The following is a 17,097-nucleotide window of genomic DNA, read 5'->3' as shown; positions in this document are numbered from 1 at the left end:
TGGCGCGCGGCCATTGCACCCGTGTTGCCTGCGCGTATCCGAAGGTTGCCCCCAGCTCACGAGGGGCGGTGGGCAGTGAACGGCGTCGCGGCCGGGGTGCCGCTCACGCTCCTCCTCCGCACCCGCTGAGGGCGGGTTGCCGTGGCCGTAACGCGGCCGGTCGGGCGGTGTAACACGGCGGGCCGAGCATGGGCCGCATGCTCCAGCCCTCCTCAGCCGCCACCGCACCCGCGGCGGCGACCGACACGCACTGTCCGTACTGCGCCCTCCAGTGCGGCATGACGCTGCGCCCCCGCACGGGCACCGGGGACGGCGCGGACGGGGACGGCGCGCCGGCCGTGGAGGTGGCGGAGCGCCCCGGGTTCCCCGTGAACCGGGGTGCGCTGTGCGGCAAGGGCCGCACCGCGCCCGCCGTGCTCTCCTCCGCCGCCCGGCTGACGGAGCCGCTGGTGCGGCGCCGCCCCGGCGGCGAGCTGGAGCCGGCCGGCTGGGAGGAGGCGCTGGACCGGGTCGCGGCGGGACTTGCGCGGACCCGGGAGGCGTACGGCCCCGACGCCGTCGGCGTCTTCGGAGGCGGCGGGCTGACCAACGAGAAGGCGTACGCGCTGGGCAAGTTCGCCCGGATCGTGCTGGGCACCTCGCAGATCGACTACAACGGCCGGTTCTGCATGTCGTCGGCCGCCGCCGCGGGAATCAGGTCCTTCGGCCTGGACCGCGGCCTGCCCTTCCCGCTGTCCGACATCCCGCGCACCGGGTGCGTCATCCTCGTCGGCTCCAACCCGGCCGAGACCATGCCGCCCGCGCTGCGCTACTTCACCGAACTGCGGGAGAACGGCGGCACGCTGATCGTCGTCGACCCGCGGCGCACCCGTACGGCGGAGCAGGCGGACCTGCATCTCGCCCCGCGTCCCGGCACCGACCTCGCGCTGGCGCTGGGGATGCTGCACCTGGTGGTGGCCGAGGGGCGGGTGGACCAGGAGTTCGTCGACGCCCGCACCACGGGCTGGGCGGAAACGCGCAGCGCGGCGATGGCGCACTGGCCGGAGCTGGTGGAGCGGATCACCGGGGTGCCGCTCCCGCAACTGCGGGAGGCGGTGGCGCTCTTCTGCGACGCCCGCGACTCCATGGTGCTCACCGCCCGCGGTCCCGAGCAGCAGTCCAAGGGCACGGACACCGTCGGCGCCTGGATCAACCTCTGCCTGGCCACCGGCCGGGCCGGCCGCCCGCTGTCGGGATACGGCTGCCTCACCGGGCAGGGGAACGGGCAGGGCGGCCGCGAGCACGGGCAGAAGGCCGACCAGCTCCCGGGCTACCGGAAACTGACGGACCCGGCCGCCCGCGCCCATGTCGCCGAGGTGTGGGGGGTGGACCCGGACTCGCTGCCGGGCCCGGGGCGCAGCGCGTACGAGTTGCTGGACGCGCTCGGCCGGGACGTGCGAGCGCTGCTGCTGACGGGCTCGAACCCGGTGGTCTCGGCACCGCGGGCCGCGCATGTGGAGGAGCGGTTCCGTTCCCTGGACTTCCTCGCCGTCGCGGACGTCGTGCTCTCCGACACGGCACAACTGGCCGACGTGGTGCTGCCGGTGACCCAGTGGGCGGAGGAGACCGGCACCACCACCAACCTGGAGGGACGGGTGCTGCTGCGCCGGAAGGCGCTGGACCCGCCGCCGGGGGTCCGCAGCGACCTGGAGGTGCTGGGCGGGCTCGCCGCACGGCTGGGCCGGGAGAAGGGGTTCCCGGCGGACCCGGAGGAGGTGTTCGAGGAGCTGCGCCGGGCGTCGGCGGGCGGGCCGGCGGACTACTCGGGGATCACCTACCGCAGGCTGGCCGCGGGCGACGGGGTGTTCTGGCCCTGCCCGGAGACACCGGACGGACCTGACGGACCGGACGGACCGGACGGGCCAGGCGGGCCGGGCACGGTCAGCGGGCCGTACGGGTCCGGGGCACCGCACATGGTCGGTGCGCCGGACGCGGACGGCGCACGGCAGGCCCCGGACGCGTCCCCCGGGCCGCAGGTGCCACACCACGCACCGCGGCCACCGCGGCCACCGCACCCGTCGGCGGCACCGCACTCCCCGCATGCACCGGGGGACGAGGAGGGCACGCCGCGGCTGTTCCTGGACCGTTTCGCGACGCCCGACGGGCGGGCCCGGTTCGCGCCGGTGACGCACCGGCCCGCGGCGGAGGAGCCGGACGCGGAGTACCCGGTGTACCTGACGACCGGGCGGGTGCTGTCGCAGTACCAGTCGGGGGCCCAGACGCGCCGGGTGGCGGAGCTGAACGCCGCCGCGCCGGGGCCGTTCGTCCAGCTCCACCCGCGGCTCGCAGAACGGATCGGCGCGGCGGAGGGGGAGCCGGTGGCGGTGGTCTCCCGCCGGGGGCGCGCGGTGGCGCCCGCGCGGATCTCCCGCGAGATCCGCCCGGACACCGTCTTCATGCCGTTCCACTGGCCCGGCGAGGGCCGGGGCAACACGCTGACCAACCCGGCGCTGGACCCGGTCTCCCGGATGCCGGAGTTCAAGGTCTGCGCGGTGCGGCTGGAGCGCGTTCAGGCCCCTGTGGTCGCGGACGGGCCGGCGCACTCCTCGGCCACCCAGCCGAGGTAGTCGGCGCCACCCCGCACCACCGGGGTGGCGATGATCTCCGGCACGTCGTAGCTGTGCGCCTCGCGCAGATACGCCTCCAGGTCCGCGTACCGGGTCGCCGCGGTCTTGAACAGCACCTGCCACTCGGGGTCGGTCTGCACCGCGTCCTCCCAGCGGTAGACGGAGGTCACCGGCCCGCCGATCTGCGCGCAGGCGGCGACCCGCCGCTCCACGGCGCCGCGGGCCAGGGCTTCCGCCTCCTCCGCGCTGCCGGTGGTGGTGAGGACGGTGAGGACGGACGGGGTCTCCGGAAGGATCTCGGCCATGCCCCCACCGTAACCACCCCACCGCGGCCGCGGCGCCGTGCGGCGGGACGTCACAGCGTCAGCGTCTCCAGATGGTCCAGGACCAGGAAGCGGCTGCCCGGGGAGGCCTCGCGTACCGCGCGCCGCAGGGAGTCCAGGCCGCCCCAGTCCCGGGCCGGCTCGTCCAGCGGGTGGTCGATGTCGTCCCAGTGCGTCGGCACCACGTAGGCGGGGTGGTCCAGTGCCCGCAGCATCCGGGGGACGAGCGCGTGGATCGCGCTTCCTCCGGGCTGCATCAGCACCAGGTCGGCCCGGACCCCGGCGAGGCCGGCCTCGCTGAAGTTGGAGCCGCCGAAGTTCACGATGCTGAAGCCGTTCACCGTGACGCGGTAGGCGAGGGTCCCGCCCTCCACCAGGTCGGAGATCACCCGGGGTCGGGGCGGCACCTCGGCGGGCCGGGTGCCGGGGAACGGCACCCGGGGGTGCTCGCCCACCATGGAGTGCAGCGAGGGCAGCACCTGGACGGTGTATCCGTCGCACTGGAGCAGTTCCCCGCCGGAGACCACGGAGAGCTGTTCCTCGGGCGCGCCCATGGCCCGCATCATGTTGACGTGGCTCTCGGTGCCCAGCACCGTGGCGCCGGTGGTGGCCGCGAGATGCGGCACGTCGGGCAGATGGTCGTAGTGGCCGTGGGTGACGAGGATCTGGTCGGCCCGCAGCCCGTGGCGGTCGATCAGCGGCTTGTCCACGGTCACCGGGGTGTCGGGGTCGGCGCCCTCCGGGGTGTAGGTGCCGGTGCGGAACCGGGTCAGCCAGGGGTCGATCAGCACCGTCCGGGTGTGCCCGTCCCGTTCGATACGGATCTCCCAGCCGTTGTTGCCCAGCCAGCGCAGCCGTACGGCGCCGCCCGCGGAGGGCCGGGGCCGCCCGGAGCGCTGCTCCGCCGGCCTCTCCTCCCGCCGGCCGCCGGCTGCTCCGGCGCCCGTGGCCCCACCGGTGGCCGCGAGGCCGCCGGCCAGCGTGGCTCCCAGCACCCCGCGCCGGGAGACGGGCCGGGGACGCGTGCCGTCGCGTCCGGGTACGGCTGTCCGTCGTCGCATCTGCATCACGAAGCCCTCCCTGAAGACCGGGCCGCACGGTGCGTCCGGGGCCCGGGCGACGCAGCAGAGCACGGTCCGCGGCGCGGCGTCCAAGAGCGACGGCCTCCGCGATCCATAGCGCGGTCGATATCGTCGCAGCGTGGACCTGCTGCGACACCTGCGCTACTTCGTGGTGACCGGTGAAGAACTGCACTTCGGCCGGGCCGCCGAGCGGCTCGGCATCGCCCAGCCGCCGCTGAGCCAGCGCATCCGGGGGCTCGAACGCGAGCTGGGCGTACGGCTCTTCGACCGCTCGCGCCGTCAGGTGCGGCTGACGGCCGCCGGCGAGGTGCTGCTCGCCGAGGCGCAGGCGGTGCTGGGCCGGGTGGCGCGCATGCGGGAGCTGACGGCCCGGGCGGACGCCGGGACGTACGGGACGCTGCGGGTCGGGGTACCGCCGGAGATCCCGGGGAGCGTCCTCGGGGCGGTGCTCACCGAGTTCGCGGCGGCCGCCCCGGACGTCCGGCTGGAGCTCAGGGAGCTGGCCGGGACGGAGCAGACCCGGCTGCTCGGGGACCGGCGGCTGGACGCGGGGCTGGTGCCGCCTCCGGTGGACCCGGGCGGCGGCCTGGCGAGCGGCCCGGAGATCGACTTTCCGCTGGGCGTGGTGGTCCCGCGCGGCTCGCCGCTGGCCGGGGCGGCGGACGTCCCGCTGGCGGAGCTGGCGGGCGAGTCGCTGGTGACGTTTCCCCGAGAGGTCTCGCCGGGGCTCTACGACGCCGTGCTGGCGGCCTGCAGGGAGGCGGGCTTCCATCCGGCGGAACTGCCCACGGCCCACAGCCCGGAGGTGATGCTCGGGCTGGTGATCGCCGGCTACGGAGTGGCGTTCAGTCATCCGGCCATCGCGCGGAAGGAGCCACGGGTGGTGTGGCGACGGGCGGCGCCGCGGGCGCCGGAGTGGCGCCTGGTCTTCGCCTGGCCGGAGCGGGGCGCGCATCCGGCGGTACCGCTGCTGGTCCGTACGGCGACCCGGGTGCTGCGGGCGGACGGCGCCGGCGACCCGCCGGCCGGGGACGCCGCACCGCCGGACGCCGCGCCCCGGCCGTGGAACGTCGTCTACGGGGCCGGGTGAGCGCCGTGGCGCCTCCACCGCAGGTGGGGCCGTTCACCGGACTCGGCGTGCGGGTGCGGCTGCACGCCCGGTGTGTGGACTGCGGCCGGGACACCGGGGTCGAGGCGGACCGCCCGGTGGTGCTGGCCTCGGTGGTCAAGGTGCTGCTGGTGCTGGAGTTCGCCCGGCAGGCCGCCCGCGGGCAGCTCGATCCGGCCGAGCGCGCACTCGTACGGGCGCCGGAGCGGCTCGGCGGCACCGGCACCGCGGGGTGCGCCGACGACGTGGAGATGAGCCTGCGCGACCTGGCCCGGTTCGCGCTCTCCGTCAGCGACAACTCGGCGGCGGACGTGCTCTTCCGGCGGGTCGGCGCGGACACCGTGCAGAGCCTGGCCCGCGAACTCGGGCTGATCCGGACACGGGTGCTGGGCGGCCCGCGGCTGCTGCTGGAGTCCATGCTCGAGGACGTGGGGGCGGCGAGCGCCGAGGAGTTCGCCGCCTCACTGCCCGCGCTGCCCGCTGAGCGGTTCCGCGCCCTGCGCATCCTGGACCCGGCCCGCACCAACGCCTCGACGGCGCGCGAGATGACGCGGCTGCTGGCACTGGTGTGGACGGACCGGGCGGGGCCGCCCCGGGCGTGCGCGCGGCTGCGGTCGCTGATGACGGAACAGGTCAGCAGGAGCCGGCTGGAGGCGGGCTTCCCCGAGCAGGTCACCGTCGCCGCGAAGAGCGGCACCCTGCCGGGCGTGCGGAACGAGATCGGGGTGGCGTCCTATCCGGACGGCGGGCGGTACGCGGTGGCCGTCTGCACGGAGACGGAGTCGCTGACGACCCGGCGCCCGGACCTGGACGCGGCGATGGGCGCCGCCGCGCACACGGCCGTCTCCCGGCTGCGCGGCTGCTGTGCCTGACGCCGTGCCCGCGGTGCAACGCGGTGCGCACCGGCGCACAGGGGTGCGCAGGGGCGCGCAGGGCGGGCCGCGCCGGGCGGCGCCGCACGCCGGCGCCGTGCACCGTACGCCGGCCCCGGGCAGCCCGTCCCGCCCCTCCCGCGACGTCTCCCCCGGCGTCTCCCCCGCGTCTCGGCCGCGCTCCCGCCACACCGTCCCGGCGGGAAGCGGAATCCCCGCCCGGCCCGGAACCGTGCAGGAGTTCTCAACTCTCGACCATGGAAAGAGCACTTGATCAGTAGTATCGAAGCGTTCCCGAACGGACCCGAGCACTTGAACGCTTCCTACCGAGAGGGCGTTGTCTGGCGTGGTGAGTCGGCAAGCGAGGAGTCCGCGGTTCTGGTGGCCGATCGCCACGGTGTCCGCCCTCGGCTGCGGCGTGGCTGCGGACGTCCTGCTGGACCCGGAGGTGGGCGCGGTGTGCGCCGCCGCAGGCGGCGCCGCCGCGGCCGCGCTGGTGCTCCTGCTGCTCTGGGTGCTGCGCCTGCGGCGGCAGCTCGCCGCGGCCCGCGCCGACGCGGCGCGGGCGCACCGCGAGACCGCGGCCCGCAGCGCCGAGCTGGAGCACCTGTCGACGGTGCGGCTGCCCGCGGTCACCGAGACCGTCGTACGCCAGGAGCGCCGGCTGCGGGACTCCGTGCAGGCGGCTTTCGAGGGGGTGGCGAGCGGCATGCACGCGATGGCCACGACGCAGCAGCAGGTGCTGGACCGGGTGGAGCAGCTCATCGACGACCCGCGCCTGATGGCGGAGGTGATGCGCGCCGACCATGCCGCCGCCCAGCTCACCCGCAAGGCGCAGACGCTGCTGGTGATGTGCGGCCACTGGCCCGCGCGCCGGGAGACCCGGCCGGTGTCGCTCTTCGACTGCGTGCGCGGGGCGCAGTCCCGGATCGTGGAGTTCGGGCGGGTGGAGGTGCACGGCGGGCAGACCCGGTTCGCGGTCCCGACGGCGGTCGAGGGGCTGATGCACACGATCGCGGAACTCCTGGAGAACGCCACGGTGTTCTCCCCGCCGCGCGCCCAGGTGCTGGTCTCGGTGCGGGAGACGCTGGAGGGCGCGGTGATCGAGATCGAGGACGCCGGCCCCGGGATGGCGCCCGACGTCCTGCAGCAGGCCACGGCGCGTCTCCGCCACGAGCTCGACCTGGCGGAGCTGGGTGCGGTGCCGCGGCTGGGGCTGGCCTGTGCGGGCCGCTGGGCCCGGGAACTGGGGTTCGGGGTGGAGCTGACCGGGACCTCGGCGTTCGGCGGCATGCGCGTGGTGGTGTCCGTGCCGCACGGGCTGCTCGCGGAGCCCGTGCCGCCCGGTCCGGCCGCCGCGCAGGCCGGGGGCGCCGGCGGCGGCGCGGGCGGACCGCACGGGGGCCCGGACCCGGCGGGCGGGCCCGGCGGCCCGTCGGCCGGACGGCCGGTGACCCCCTCCTCATGACCGAGCCGCAGGAGGAGCTTCCCGCCTCCGCCGTACGGCCGTACGTCATCACCGGCGGCCGGGCGGGAGCCGCGCGGGAGCCGCTGCCCTGGGAGGCGCTCGTGGTGGCCTCGGGCATCCCGGCGCCGCCGACGCTCCAGCCGGAGTACCGGCGCATCCTGGACTGCTGCCGCGGGCTGCTGTCGGTGGCGGAGGTGGCCGCGCATCTGGGGCAGCCGCCGACGGTGCTCCAGGTGCTCCTGCACGACCTGCTGGAGTGGGGGCTGCTGGACGCGCGGACCCCGCTGCGCCCGGACGAGCGGGCGGGCCGGCTGGACGTGCTGCCGGGCGCGGTCCCCGGTCCGGGGCCGGCGGCCGATTCCCGGCCGGTGGACGGGGGTCGCGGGGGCGCCACCTACGTACGGCCGAGCGTCGCGGGCTCGGCGAAGATCCTCGTGGTGGGGCCGCTGGGGGTGGGCAAGACCACGCTCATCGGCTCCGTCTCGGAGATCGAGCCGCTCTCCACGGACGCCGTGATGAGCGAACTCGGCGCCGGCGTGGACACCGCGGGCACGCCGACCAAGACGACCACCACCGTGGCTCTGGACTTCGGGCGCCTCACCCTGGACGGTGAGCTGGTGCTGTATCTCTTCGGCACCCCGGGGCAGCCGCGGTTCCTGCCGGTCTGGCAGGAGCTGGCCCGTGGTGCGCTGGGCGCGCTCGCCCTGGTGGACACCCGGGACCTGGAGGCGTCGTTCGCGACCATCGGACAACTCGAGGACCTCGACGTGCCCTTCTCCATCGCGGTGAACGACTTCCCCGGCAGCCCGCGCCCGGAGGCCGAGGAACTGCGCACGGCGCTGGACATCCTGCCGCACACCCCGGTGGTCAACTGCGACGCCCGCGACCGCTCCTCCTCCGTACGGGCGCTCATCGCCCTCGTCAGCCATCTACTCGCCATCAGGGAGAGCTCGTGACCGCTCCGCCCGACGACCGCACCCCCACCCCGCTGTACGGCCCGGAGCTGCACGGCGACGCGCTGCCCGCGCTGTACGAGCGGCTGCGGCAGACGCACGGCCCGGTGGCGCCCGTGGCGCTCGCGCCGGGCCTGCACGCCTGGCTGGTCCTGGGGTACCGGGAGTTGCTGCGGCTGTGCCGGGAGGAGCGGGACTTCTCGCACGATCCGCGGCTGTGGAACCTGTTGCGGGAGGGCAGGGTGCCGGCGGACACCCCGGTGCTGAGCTTCGTGGGGTGGCGGCCGGCGCTGCTCTTCGCCGACGGGCGGCAGCACCGCCGGATGCGGGCGGCCGTCGCGGACGCGCTGGCCGGGATCGACGGGCACGAGCTGCGCCGCCGGGTGCGCCGGGCGGCCGAGGATCTGATCGCCTCGTTCGCGGGGCGGCACGAGGCGGACCTGGTGCCGCACTACGCGAACAAGCTGCCGGTGCAGATCCTCATGCAGCTTCTCGGCGTGACCGAGGAGCGCACCGTGCAGCAGCTCGTGGAGGCGGTCACGGGCACCGCGGCCGCCAACGCCGACTCCCCCAACGCCGCCCGCCGGATGGCCGGGTTGCTGAGGGATCTGGTGCAGGAGAAGCGCCGGGCGCCGGAGGACGACGTCACCTCCCGGCTGCTGGCCCACCCCGCGGGCCTCACCGACGAGGAGGTGCTGCACAACCTCGTCGTGATGATCGTCGCGGGCAACCAGACGACGCGGAACTGGATCACCACGGCGCTGCGGCTGCTGCTCACCGATCCCGGTCTGCGCACCTCGGTGACCGGCGGCCTGCTCACCGTGGACGCCGCCCTGGATCTGGCGCTGTGGCGCTTCCCGCCCACCCAGAACTTCCCCGCCCGGTACGCCACCCGGGACCTCAGCTTCGGCGGCCAGCCGGTCCGGGCCGGGGACATGCTCATCCTCGGGCTGGCCGCCGCCAACCAGGACCCGGAGGTGCTGCCGCCCGACGGCCGCCCCGTGCCGGGCAACCGGGCCCACGCCGCCTTCGGCTTCGGTCCGCACACCTGCCCCGCCCAGGACCCGGCCCGGCTGATCGCCCGTACGGCCGTGGAGACCGTGCGGCACCGGCTGCCCGGCCTCACGCTCGCCGTCCCGGAGGACGAGCTGGTGTGGGCCAGCTCGCCGTGGACCCGGGGGCTGGCGGCACTGCCCGTACGGTTCACCGCCCCGCATCTCACCGCAGCGCCCGCAGGAGGCCACAGTTGAGCACCGCATCGCAGGACCGGCCGCAGCAGAACTCCCCGTCGGACGCCGGGCGGCCGGGGGAGGCCGACGCCGCGCGGCCGGACGGTGCAGCCGCCGCCCGGGAGCCGCACCGGATGGACGCCTCCGGGGGCGACCCGCACCCGGACAACGCGCGGCTGCGGGAGCGCGGCGCCGCCGTGCCGGTGGTGCTGCCCGGCGAGGTGTCCGGCTTCGCCGTCGTCCGCCACGCGGAGCTGCGGGACTTCCTGAACCACCCGGACGTGGGCAAGAACGCCTGCCACTTCGCCGCGCTGGAACGGGGCGAGATCCCCGAGGGCTGGCCGCTGCGCACCTTCGCCACGGTGCGCGGCATGACCACCGCGGACGGCCCGGACCACCGGCGGCTGCGCTCGCTGGTCAGCCGTGCCTTCACCGCGCGCCGCGTGGAGGCGCTCCGCCCGCGCGTCGAGGAGCTGACCGAGCGGCTGCTGGACGACCTGGCGGCGGCCGCGGCCGCCGACCCCGACGGGGTGGCCGACCTGCGCCGGCACTTCGCCTTCCCGCTGCCGATGAGCGTGATCTGCGAACTGCTGGGCGTGGACGCCGAGCTGACGCACCGGCTGCACGTGCTCTCCAACCGGATCGTCAGCACCGACCTCCCGCCGGCCGAGATGGTCGCCGCGAACCAGGAGATGCTCGCCATCCTCGCCCAGGTGGCGGCGGCCCGCCGTGCCGCCCCCGGCGACGACCTGACCAGCGCGCTGCTCGCGGCCCGCGAGGAGGACGGCGACCGGCTCAGCGAGGAGGAGCTGATCGGCACGCTGCTGCTGATGGTCGTCGCCGGGCACGAGACCACCCTGAACCTGGTCAGCAACGCCGTGCGCGCCCTCTGCGCCCACCGGGACCAGCTCGACCTGGTGCTGGCGGGCTCGGCGAGCTGGGAGAGCGTGGTCGAGGAGACGCTGCGGTACGACAGCCCGGTCAGCTTCTTCCCGTTCCGCTACCCGACCCGGGACCTGGAGATCGACGGCACCGTGATCCCGCAGGGCACGCCGGTGCTGGCCGGCTACTCCGCGGCCGGCCGGGACCCGGAGGCGCACGGCCCGGACGCCGACCGGTTCGACGTGACCCGCAGCGGCGGCGAGCGCCACCTGTCGCTCGGCCACGGCCCGCACTACTGCCTGGGCGCTCCGCTGGCCCGGCTGGAGGCCACCACCGCGCTGCGCCGGCTCTTCACCCGCTTCCCCGGGCTGGTCCTCGCCCGCCCGGAGGGCGAGCTGCCCCGGCACCGCAGCTTCGTCGGCAACAGCACGCACACGCTCCCCGTGCGGCCGGGGCTCACAGCGGAGGGCGCCACCGGCTGAGGGCAGCGTTGCCCCCGGGAAACAGCGGGGATCCCGCCGGGTAACAGCCGCCGCGCACGCTTCCTGCATGACCTCGAAGAAGCGTGTGGTGGTGATCGGCGGCGGCATGGCCGGTGCCCGGCTCGCGCAGCAGCTCGGCACCGCCGGCGACCGCGTGGACCTCACCGTCGTGGGTGAGGAGCCGCACCCGGCCTACAACCGGGTGCTGCTCGCCGAGGTCCTGGCCGGGCGGTACGCCCCGGAGGTCGCCGCGCTCCCGGAGGGGGTCGCGGGCCGCCGGCTGCGCGGGGTGCGGGCGGTGCGGATCGACCGCGCCGAGCGCCGGGTGCTCTGCGACGACGGCGCCGCACTGCCGTACGACGCGCTGGTCCTGGCGACCGGCTCGAACCCGGTGCTGCCGCCGCTCCGCGGGCTGTTCCCGGCGGACGCCCCCGCCGGCGCTCCGGCGGACGGCGCGGCACCCGGCGGCCGCGAGCTGCCGGAGGGCGTCTCCGCCTTCCGCACCCTGGACGACTGCCTGTCGCTGGCCGCGGCGGTGCGTACGGGCACCCGCGCCGTGGTGATCGGCGGCGGGCTGCTCGGCGTGTCCGCGGCGCGGGCGCTGGCGGCCCGGGGCGCCCAGGTGGTCCTCGCCCAGCAGGGCGAGCACCTCATGGAGCGGCACCTGGACGCGGAGGCGTCCGGGCTGCTGCGCCGGCACCTGGAGTCGCTGGGCGTGGAGGTGCACACCGGCTGCCGGGTACGGGGCCTGCGCACCCGGCCGGCGGACGGCGCCCCCGCGGGGGGAACCGGGGGCGCCGCGACGGTCCGGGCGGCCGGGGCGACCCGCGCCGTCCGGGCCGTGGAGCTGGCGGACGGCTACCGGCTGGACTGCGAGCTGGTCGTACTGGCCTGCGGGGTACGCCCGCGGACCGGGCTGGCGCGGGCGGCCGGGCTGGCGGTGGCGCGCGGCGTCGTCGTCGACGACGAGCTGCGCACCGGTGACCCGCGGATCCACGCGATCGGCGACTGCGCCGAGCACGCCGGCGTGCTGTACGGGCTGGCCGGCGCCGCGCAGGATCAGGCCGACGTGCTGGCCCGGCTGCTGACCGGACAGACCCTGCCGGGCGGCGCCCGGCCCCGCTACACCGGCACCCGGGCCCTGACCCGGCTCACTCTGGCGGCCCCGGCCGCCGCCTCTCCCGGAACGCCCGGAGCTGCCGCGTCCGCACTTACCGGACCCGGCCCCGACTCCGGCGCGTCCGCACCCGCCGGCCCGGGGGCCCCGGCATCCGCTCCCCCGGCCCCGGGTGCCGCGGACACCGCACACCCCGCGAACACCGCAGGCACCGCGGCCCCCGAAGGCACCGCGGTGCCGCCCGTCCCACCGGGCGGCGCCCCCGGGACCGGCGCCGCCACGGCGGCAGGCGCCGGGGCCCCGGGCACCGCCCCGGGCCCGGGCGCCGCGCCCGGTCCCCTCGACCTGGCCGCGTTCGGTGAGACCGAGCCCGGCACGGACGACGACGTCCTCCATCTGCACGACGCCACCCGCCGGGTCTACCGGAAGGTCGTCGTCCGCGGCGACCGGCTGGTCGGCGGCATCCTCCTGGGCGACCTCGCCACCGTCGGCACGCTCGCCCGCACCTGGGAGGAGGACGCGCCGCTGCCCGGTGCGCCCGCGCACCCGCTGCTCCACCTGCTCACCCCTGAGGGAGGCCACTGAACATGGCTGCCGAGATGTCCCCGCCCCAGGCGTCGCCGCCGGGCCCACCGCCCGGAGCGCCGGTGATCGTTCTGGTCGGCCACGGCATGGTGGGCCAGCGCTTCCTGGAGGCGCTGGCCGAGCGCGGCGTTGCGGAGCGCGCCCGGGTGGTCGTTCTCTGCGAGGAGCCGCGCCCCGCCTACGACCGGGTGCAGCTCACCTCCTACTTCTCCGGCACGGCGCCGGAGGAGCTGTCCATGGTGGACGAGGGCTTCCTGGAGCAGCACGGCATCGAGCTGCACCTGGGCGACCCGGCCGTCGCCGTGGACCGCGCGGCGCGCACCGTCACCGCCCGCTCCGGGCGCACCGTCGCCTACGACACGCTGGTGCTGGCCACCGGCTCGTCCCCGTTCGTGCCGCCGGTGCCGGGCAGCGACAGCGAGGGCTGCTTCGTCTACCGCACCATCGAGGACCTGCTGGCCATCGAGGCGTACGCGAAGAAGGCCCGCACCGGCGTGGTGGTCGGCGGCGGGCTGCTCGGGCTGGAGGCCGCCGGGGCGCTCCAGGGGCTCGGCCTGGCGACGCACGTGGTGGAGTTCCACGACCGGCTGATGGCGATCCAGGTGGACCCCGGGGGCGGCGCCGCGCTGCGCCGGAAGATCGAGAGCATGGACATCGCCGTGCACACCGGGGTGGCGGGCAAGGAGATCCTCGCCGACGGTTCCGGCGCGGTGCGCTCCCTGGTGCTCTCGGACGGCTCCGAGATCGGGACCGACCTGGTGATCTTCTCCGCGGGGGTGCGCCCCCGCGACCAGCTCGCCCGCGAGGCCGGGCTGGAGGTGGGCGAACGCGGCGGCGTGGTGGTCGACGAGGCGTGCCGGACGAGCGACCCGCGGGTGTTCGCGATCGGCGAGTGCGCCCGGGCCGTGGACGGGACGGTCTACGGCCTGGTGGCCCCCGGCTACGAGATGGCCGGGACCGCCGCCGGCGCGATCGCGGAGGGCACCGCGGGCACCCCGTTCACCGGTGCCGACACTTCCACCAAGCTGAAGCTGCTCGGGGTCGACGTCGCCTCCTTCGGCGACCCGCACGGCACGGCCGAGGGCGCGCTGGACGTCGTCTACTCCGACTCGCGCGCCGGGGTCTACAAGAAGCTGGTGGTCGGCCCGGACGGCACGCTGCTCGGCGGCGTGCTGGTGGGGGACGCGGAGACGTACGGCATGCTGCGGCCGCTGACCGGCTCGGTGCCGCCCGTACCGCCCGAGTCGCTGGTGCTGCCGGCCGGAGCGGGCGCGCCCGCCGCGCTGGGCCCCGCCGCCCTTCCCGACGACGCGATCGTCTGCAACTGCCACAACGTGAGCAAGGGCACGGTGCGGGAGGCGGTGACCGCGCACGGCTGCACCGGCGTGCCCGAGGTGAAGAAGTGCACCAAGGCGGGCACCGGCTGCGGAAGCTGTGTGAAGGTTCTCGGGCAGCTCGTGGACGCGGAGCTGGAGGCGAACGGCGTCACCGTGGACAAGGGCCTGTGCGGCTGCTTCGCCTACACCCGGGCCGAGCTGTACGAGATCGTCCGCAGCCTGCGGGTGACGAGCTACGCGGCGCTGCTGGACTCGCACGGCCGGGAGGAGGCCCGCAACGGGGAGGGCTGCGAGGTGTGCAAGCCGGCCGTCGCCTCGATCATCGCCTCGCTGGCGCCCTCCATCGGCGCCGACGGGCACGTGCTGGACGGCGAGCAGGCGGCGCTGCAGGACACCAACGACCACTTCCTGGCGAATCTGCAGAAGAACGGTTCCTACTCCGTGGTCCCGCGGGTGCCGGGCGGCGAGATCACCCCGGAGAAGCTGATCGTCCTCGGCGAGGTGGCCCGCGAGTTCGGGCTCTACACCAAGATCACCGGCGGCCAGCGGATCGACCTGTTCGGCGCCCGGGTGGACCAGCTCCCCCGGATCTGGGCGCGGCTGGTCGACGCGGGCTTCGAGTCCGGGCACGCCTACGGCAAGGCGCTGCGCACCGTGAAGTCCTGCGTGGGGCAGACCTGGTGCCGCTACGGGGTGCAGGACAGCGTCCGGATGGCGATCGGCCTGGAGCTGCGCTACCGGGGCCTGCGGGCGCCGCACAAACTCAAGTCCGCCGTCTCGGGCTGCGCCCGGGAGTGCGCGGAGGCCATGGGCAAGGACTTCGGCGTGATCGCCACCTCCGCCGGCTGGAACCTCTACGTCGGCGGCAACGGCGGCGCCACCCCGCGCCACGCCGACCTGCTGGCGCAGGACCTCTCGGACGACGGGCTGGTGCGGCTGATCGACCGCTTCCTGATGTTCTACATCCGCACCGCCGACCGGCTGGAGCGCACCTCCACCTGGCTGGAGCGGATCGAGGGCGGCCTGGAGCACGTACGGGACGTGGTGGTGCACGACACGCTCGGGATCTGCGACGAACTGGAGGCGCTGATGGCCGCCCATGTCGCGGGCTACCGGGACGAGTGGGCGGAGACGCTGAACGACCCGGAGCGGCTGCGGCGCTTCGTCTCCTTCGTGAACGCGCCCGACGCGCCCGACCCGACCGTGCGCTTCGTCCCGGAACGGGACCAGATCAAGCCGGACCTCACCCTGCTGGCCGGCCCCGACCTCCCCGTCCGCACTCTCGAAGGGACACCCGCATGACGACCTTCGCCCCCGAGCAGACCCCGTCCCGGACGACCGTCCCGGACGCGCCGGACGGATCCGCCGGGCCCGCCGGCCCCGCCGCCGGACGGCTGGAGGTGCACACCCCGGAGGGCTGGCACCCGGTGTGCGACACAAGTGTGCTGGTGCCGGGTCGCGGGGTGGCCGCGCTGCTGCCGGACGGCACGCAGATCGCGGTGTTCACCGACCGGTCCGGCGGCTGCTACGCCATCGGCAACCGCGACCCCTTCACCGGCGCCTGTGTGCTCTCCCGCGGCCTGCTGGGCACCGCGGACGGATGTCCGTACGTGGCCTCCCCGCTGCTGAAGCAGCGCTTCGACCTGGCGACCGGGCGCTGCCTGGACGACGACACGGTGTCCGTGCCCGTCCACCCGGTGCGCCTCGGCCCGGCCGCCTGAACCGGCCGGGCGGGCCCCCGGCCCGGCCTCCGCGCGCAGCACGGCCCCTCGCCTCCACGGAGTGCCCCACTTACCCTGTGCCCTGCAGGGGCCTCCGCGGGGGCCGAGGTCAGCAGGCCGGCACGGTGAGGGAGGCCCGGCGATGGACGAGCCGACCGTGCCGCTCCGCGTGCTGGTCGTGGACGACGACTTCATGGTCGCCCGCCTGCACCGCACCCTCGTCGAGCGCACCCCCGGCTTCACCGTGTCGGGCGAGGCCCGTAGCGGCGCGGAGGCGCTGGCGGCGGTGCGCGACCGGGCGCCGGACCTGCTCCTGCTGGACATCTACCTGCCGGACATCTCGGGCCTGGAGGTGCTGCGCGAACTGCGGTCCGGGCGGTACGCCGACGATGCCGGCCAGGGTGTGGACGTCCTGGTGGTCACGGCCGCCCGGGACGTGGAGACGGTACGCCGGGCCCAGCACGGCGGCGCGGTCCACTACATCGTCAAACCGTTCGAGGGCCGCACCCTGCAGGAGCGGCTCCAGCTCTACGCGCGCCGCCGCCGGGAGCTGACCGCCCCGGCCGTCCCGGGGCAGGAGGCCGTGGACCAGGTCTTCGGCACACCGCCGCCGGCGGCGGCCCCCCGTACGCCGGACCGGCCGGGGAGCCGTGCCGCACTGCCGAAGGGCCTGACGGCGCAGACCGCCGCGCTGGTCGGCCGGACGCTGGAGGGCAGCCCGCAGGGCCTCTCCGCCTCCGAGTGCGCGGAGCGCAGCGGGCTGTCCCGGGCCAGCGCCCGGCGGTATCTGGAGCACTTCGCGGCCACCGGCCGCGCCGAGGTGACCCTGCGGTACGGGACCACGGGCCGGCCGGAGCGCCGTTATCATGCGGTCCGCCCGGCCCGGGTCGCGGGGTCGCCCCCGGCGGCCGCTCCGCCCGGCACGGCATGACCGTGGTGTCCGTCTCGCCCAAGTGCGCCCGGCACACGGAGCCCTGGAGCAGAGTCACCCCTCAACCCCCATAGGCGACATGTCCGTTTCGGGCGGTAGGCGCGCTTATGGAGTGCTCTGCTCCGCGAGGTGACGGGAGTAACAAGGCCACGCTCCGCACGGGTGACCGAGCACGGCCGGACTTTCCACGCTCGGTCAACTCCTGTGCTGAAGCGGCCGGTTGACGGCTCCGGCGGCGCGCGGGCGCACCACGCGACGCTTACACGCCGACACTCCGGGTGACGACGTCACGCTGCGGAATCCCCGGGGCCCTCTGCACCAGCCTGTCCTTTCTTGCCGCGCCGTAACCGTTGTGTTTTCGTTTCGACGTTTCCGCCGCACTTGAGCGGCGGGCCTGAGCC

General features: G+C 75.8%; 12 protein-coding genes and 2 pseudogenes. 12 read left to right on the top strand and 2 right to left on the bottom strand.

The features are described from left to right. The first annotated feature begins 197 nt into the window (after window positions 1–197). Window positions 198–2,606 carry a molybdopterin oxidoreductase family protein gene (locus tag HOY81_RS01550; RefSeq protein ID WP_237317159.1) on the top strand — a complete coding sequence of 803 codons (2,409 nt, stop codon included), beginning with the start codon at window positions 198–200 and terminating at the stop codon, window positions 2,604–2,606. On the opposite strand, the gene cutA is transcribed toward HOY81_RS01550, so the two are convergent. Together cutA and HOY81_RS01540 are read right to left on the bottom strand one after the other, a co-directional pair. Next, window positions 2,549–2,911: a divalent-cation tolerance protein CutA gene (gene cutA, locus HOY81_RS01545; protein ID WP_237317157.1), complete on the bottom strand. Its 363-nt coding sequence runs from the start codon at window positions 2,909–2,911 to the stop codon at window positions 2,549–2,551. The genes HOY81_RS01550 and cutA overlap by 58 nt on opposite strands. Window positions 2,912–2,961: 50 nt before the next feature. Then, the gene (locus tag HOY81_RS01540) at window positions 2,962–3,996 is read right to left on the bottom strand and encodes an MBL fold metallo-hydrolase (RefSeq protein WP_237317154.1); all 1,035 of its coding nucleotides are present in this window, start codon (window positions 3,994–3,996) and stop codon (window positions 2,962–2,964) included. Between the two features lie 133 nt (window positions 3,997–4,129). Here HOY81_RS01540 and HOY81_RS01535 point away from each other — a divergent pair, with 133 nt between their 5' ends. The 11 genes and pseudogenes from HOY81_RS01535 (at window position 4,130) to HOY81_RS27240 (ending at window position 16,696) form a co-directional block, all read left to right on the top strand. Beyond that, window positions 4,130–5,101 carry a LysR family transcriptional regulator gene (locus tag HOY81_RS01535; RefSeq protein ID WP_237317152.1) on the top strand — a complete coding sequence of 324 codons (972 nt, stop codon included), beginning with the start codon at window positions 4,130–4,132 and terminating at the stop codon, window positions 5,099–5,101. Window positions 5,102–5,148: 47 nt separating this feature from the next. After that, window positions 5,149–5,991, top strand: coding sequence for a serine hydrolase (locus tag HOY81_RS01530; protein WP_237317262.1), 843 nt, complete (start codon window positions 5,149–5,151; stop codon window positions 5,989–5,991). A 457-nt stretch (window positions 5,992–6,448) separates the two neighbouring features. Further along, window positions 6,449–7,342, top strand: a pseudogene (locus HOY81_RS01525) (ATP-binding protein); the annotation flags it as partial. 113 nt (window positions 7,343–7,455) lie between these two features. Continuing rightward, window positions 7,456–7,740 (top strand): annotated as a pseudogene (locus HOY81_RS01520) (DUF742 domain-containing protein); the annotation flags it as partial. Between the two features lie 87 nt (window positions 7,741–7,827). Beyond that, the gene (locus HOY81_RS01515; RefSeq protein WP_237317260.1) at window positions 7,828–8,415 is read left to right on the top strand and encodes an ATP/GTP-binding protein; all 588 of its coding nucleotides are present in this window, start codon (window positions 7,828–7,830) and stop codon (window positions 8,413–8,415) included. Beyond that, complete coding sequence (locus HOY81_RS01510) at window positions 8,412–9,662, top strand: cytochrome P450 (RefSeq protein ID WP_237317150.1); 1,251 nt, start codon at window positions 8,412–8,414, stop codon at window positions 9,660–9,662. The genes HOY81_RS01515 and HOY81_RS01510 overlap by 4 nt, the downstream gene beginning before the upstream one ends. 113 nt (window positions 9,663–9,775) lie before the next feature. After that, a complete protein-coding gene (locus HOY81_RS01505) occupies window positions 9,776–11,005 on the top strand; it encodes a cytochrome P450 (RefSeq protein WP_237317257.1) in 1,230 nt (409 codons plus the stop codon). A 67-nt stretch (window positions 11,006–11,072) separates the two neighbouring features. After that, complete coding sequence (locus tag HOY81_RS01500; RefSeq protein WP_237317148.1) at window positions 11,073–12,707, top strand: NAD(P)/FAD-dependent oxidoreductase; 1,635 nt, start codon at window positions 11,073–11,075, stop codon at window positions 12,705–12,707. 14 nt (window positions 12,708–12,721) lie between these two features. Then, window positions 12,722–15,346, top strand: coding sequence for a nitrite reductase large subunit NirB (nirB, locus tag HOY81_RS01495; RefSeq protein WP_237317255.1), 2,625 nt, complete (start codon window positions 12,722–12,724; stop codon window positions 15,344–15,346). Next, complete coding sequence (gene nirD, locus HOY81_RS01490) at window positions 15,343–15,765, top strand: nitrite reductase small subunit NirD (protein ID WP_237317146.1); 423 nt, start codon at window positions 15,343–15,345, stop codon at window positions 15,763–15,765. The genes nirB and nirD overlap by 4 nt, the downstream gene beginning before the upstream one ends. Before the next feature lie 142 nt (window positions 15,766–15,907). Continuing rightward, entirely contained in the window at window positions 15,908–16,696 is a 789-nt protein-coding gene (locus HOY81_RS27240; protein ID WP_272892203.1) for a response regulator, read from the top strand. The last annotated feature ends 401 nt before the right edge of the window (window positions 16,697–17,097 follow it).

The organism is Streptomyces sp. JJ36, assembly GCF_021696945.1.
In the GTDB taxonomy this organism is placed as follows: Bacteria; Actinomycetota; Actinomycetes; order Streptomycetales; family Streptomycetaceae; genus Streptomyces.
This window is presented reverse-complemented; position numbering and strand designations above follow the sequence as displayed.

What these genes read in the sequence shown, in the direction of transcription:
- HOY81_RS01500 (WP_237317148.1), top strand. Translation starts at nt 11,073, where the DNA reads ATGACCTCGAAGAAGCGTGTGGTGGTGATCGGCGGCGGCATGGCCGGT.
- HOY81_RS01550 (WP_237317159.1), top strand. Translation starts at nt 198, where the DNA reads ATGCTCCAGCCCTCCTCAGCCGCCACCGCACCCGCGGCGGCGACCGAC.
- HOY81_RS01540 (WP_237317154.1), bottom strand. Translation starts at nt 3,996, where the DNA reads ATGCAGATGCGACGACGGACAGCCGTACCCGGACGCGACGGCACGCGT.
- nirD (WP_237317146.1), top strand. Translation starts at nt 15,343, where the DNA reads ATGACGACCTTCGCCCCCGAGCAGACCCCGTCCCGGACGACCGTCCCG.
- HOY81_RS01505 (WP_237317257.1), top strand. Translation starts at nt 9,776, where the DNA reads ATGGACGCCTCCGGGGGCGACCCGCACCCGGACAACGCGCGGCTGCGG.
- HOY81_RS27240 (WP_272892203.1), top strand. Translation starts at nt 15,908, where the DNA reads ATGGACGAGCCGACCGTGCCGCTCCGCGTGCTGGTCGTGGACGACGAC.
- nirB (WP_237317255.1), top strand. Translation starts at nt 12,722, where the DNA reads ATGTCCCCGCCCCAGGCGTCGCCGCCGGGCCCACCGCCCGGAGCGCCG.
- cutA (WP_237317157.1), bottom strand. Translation starts at nt 2,911, where the DNA reads ATGGCCGAGATCCTTCCGGAGACCCCGTCCGTCCTCACCGTCCTCACC.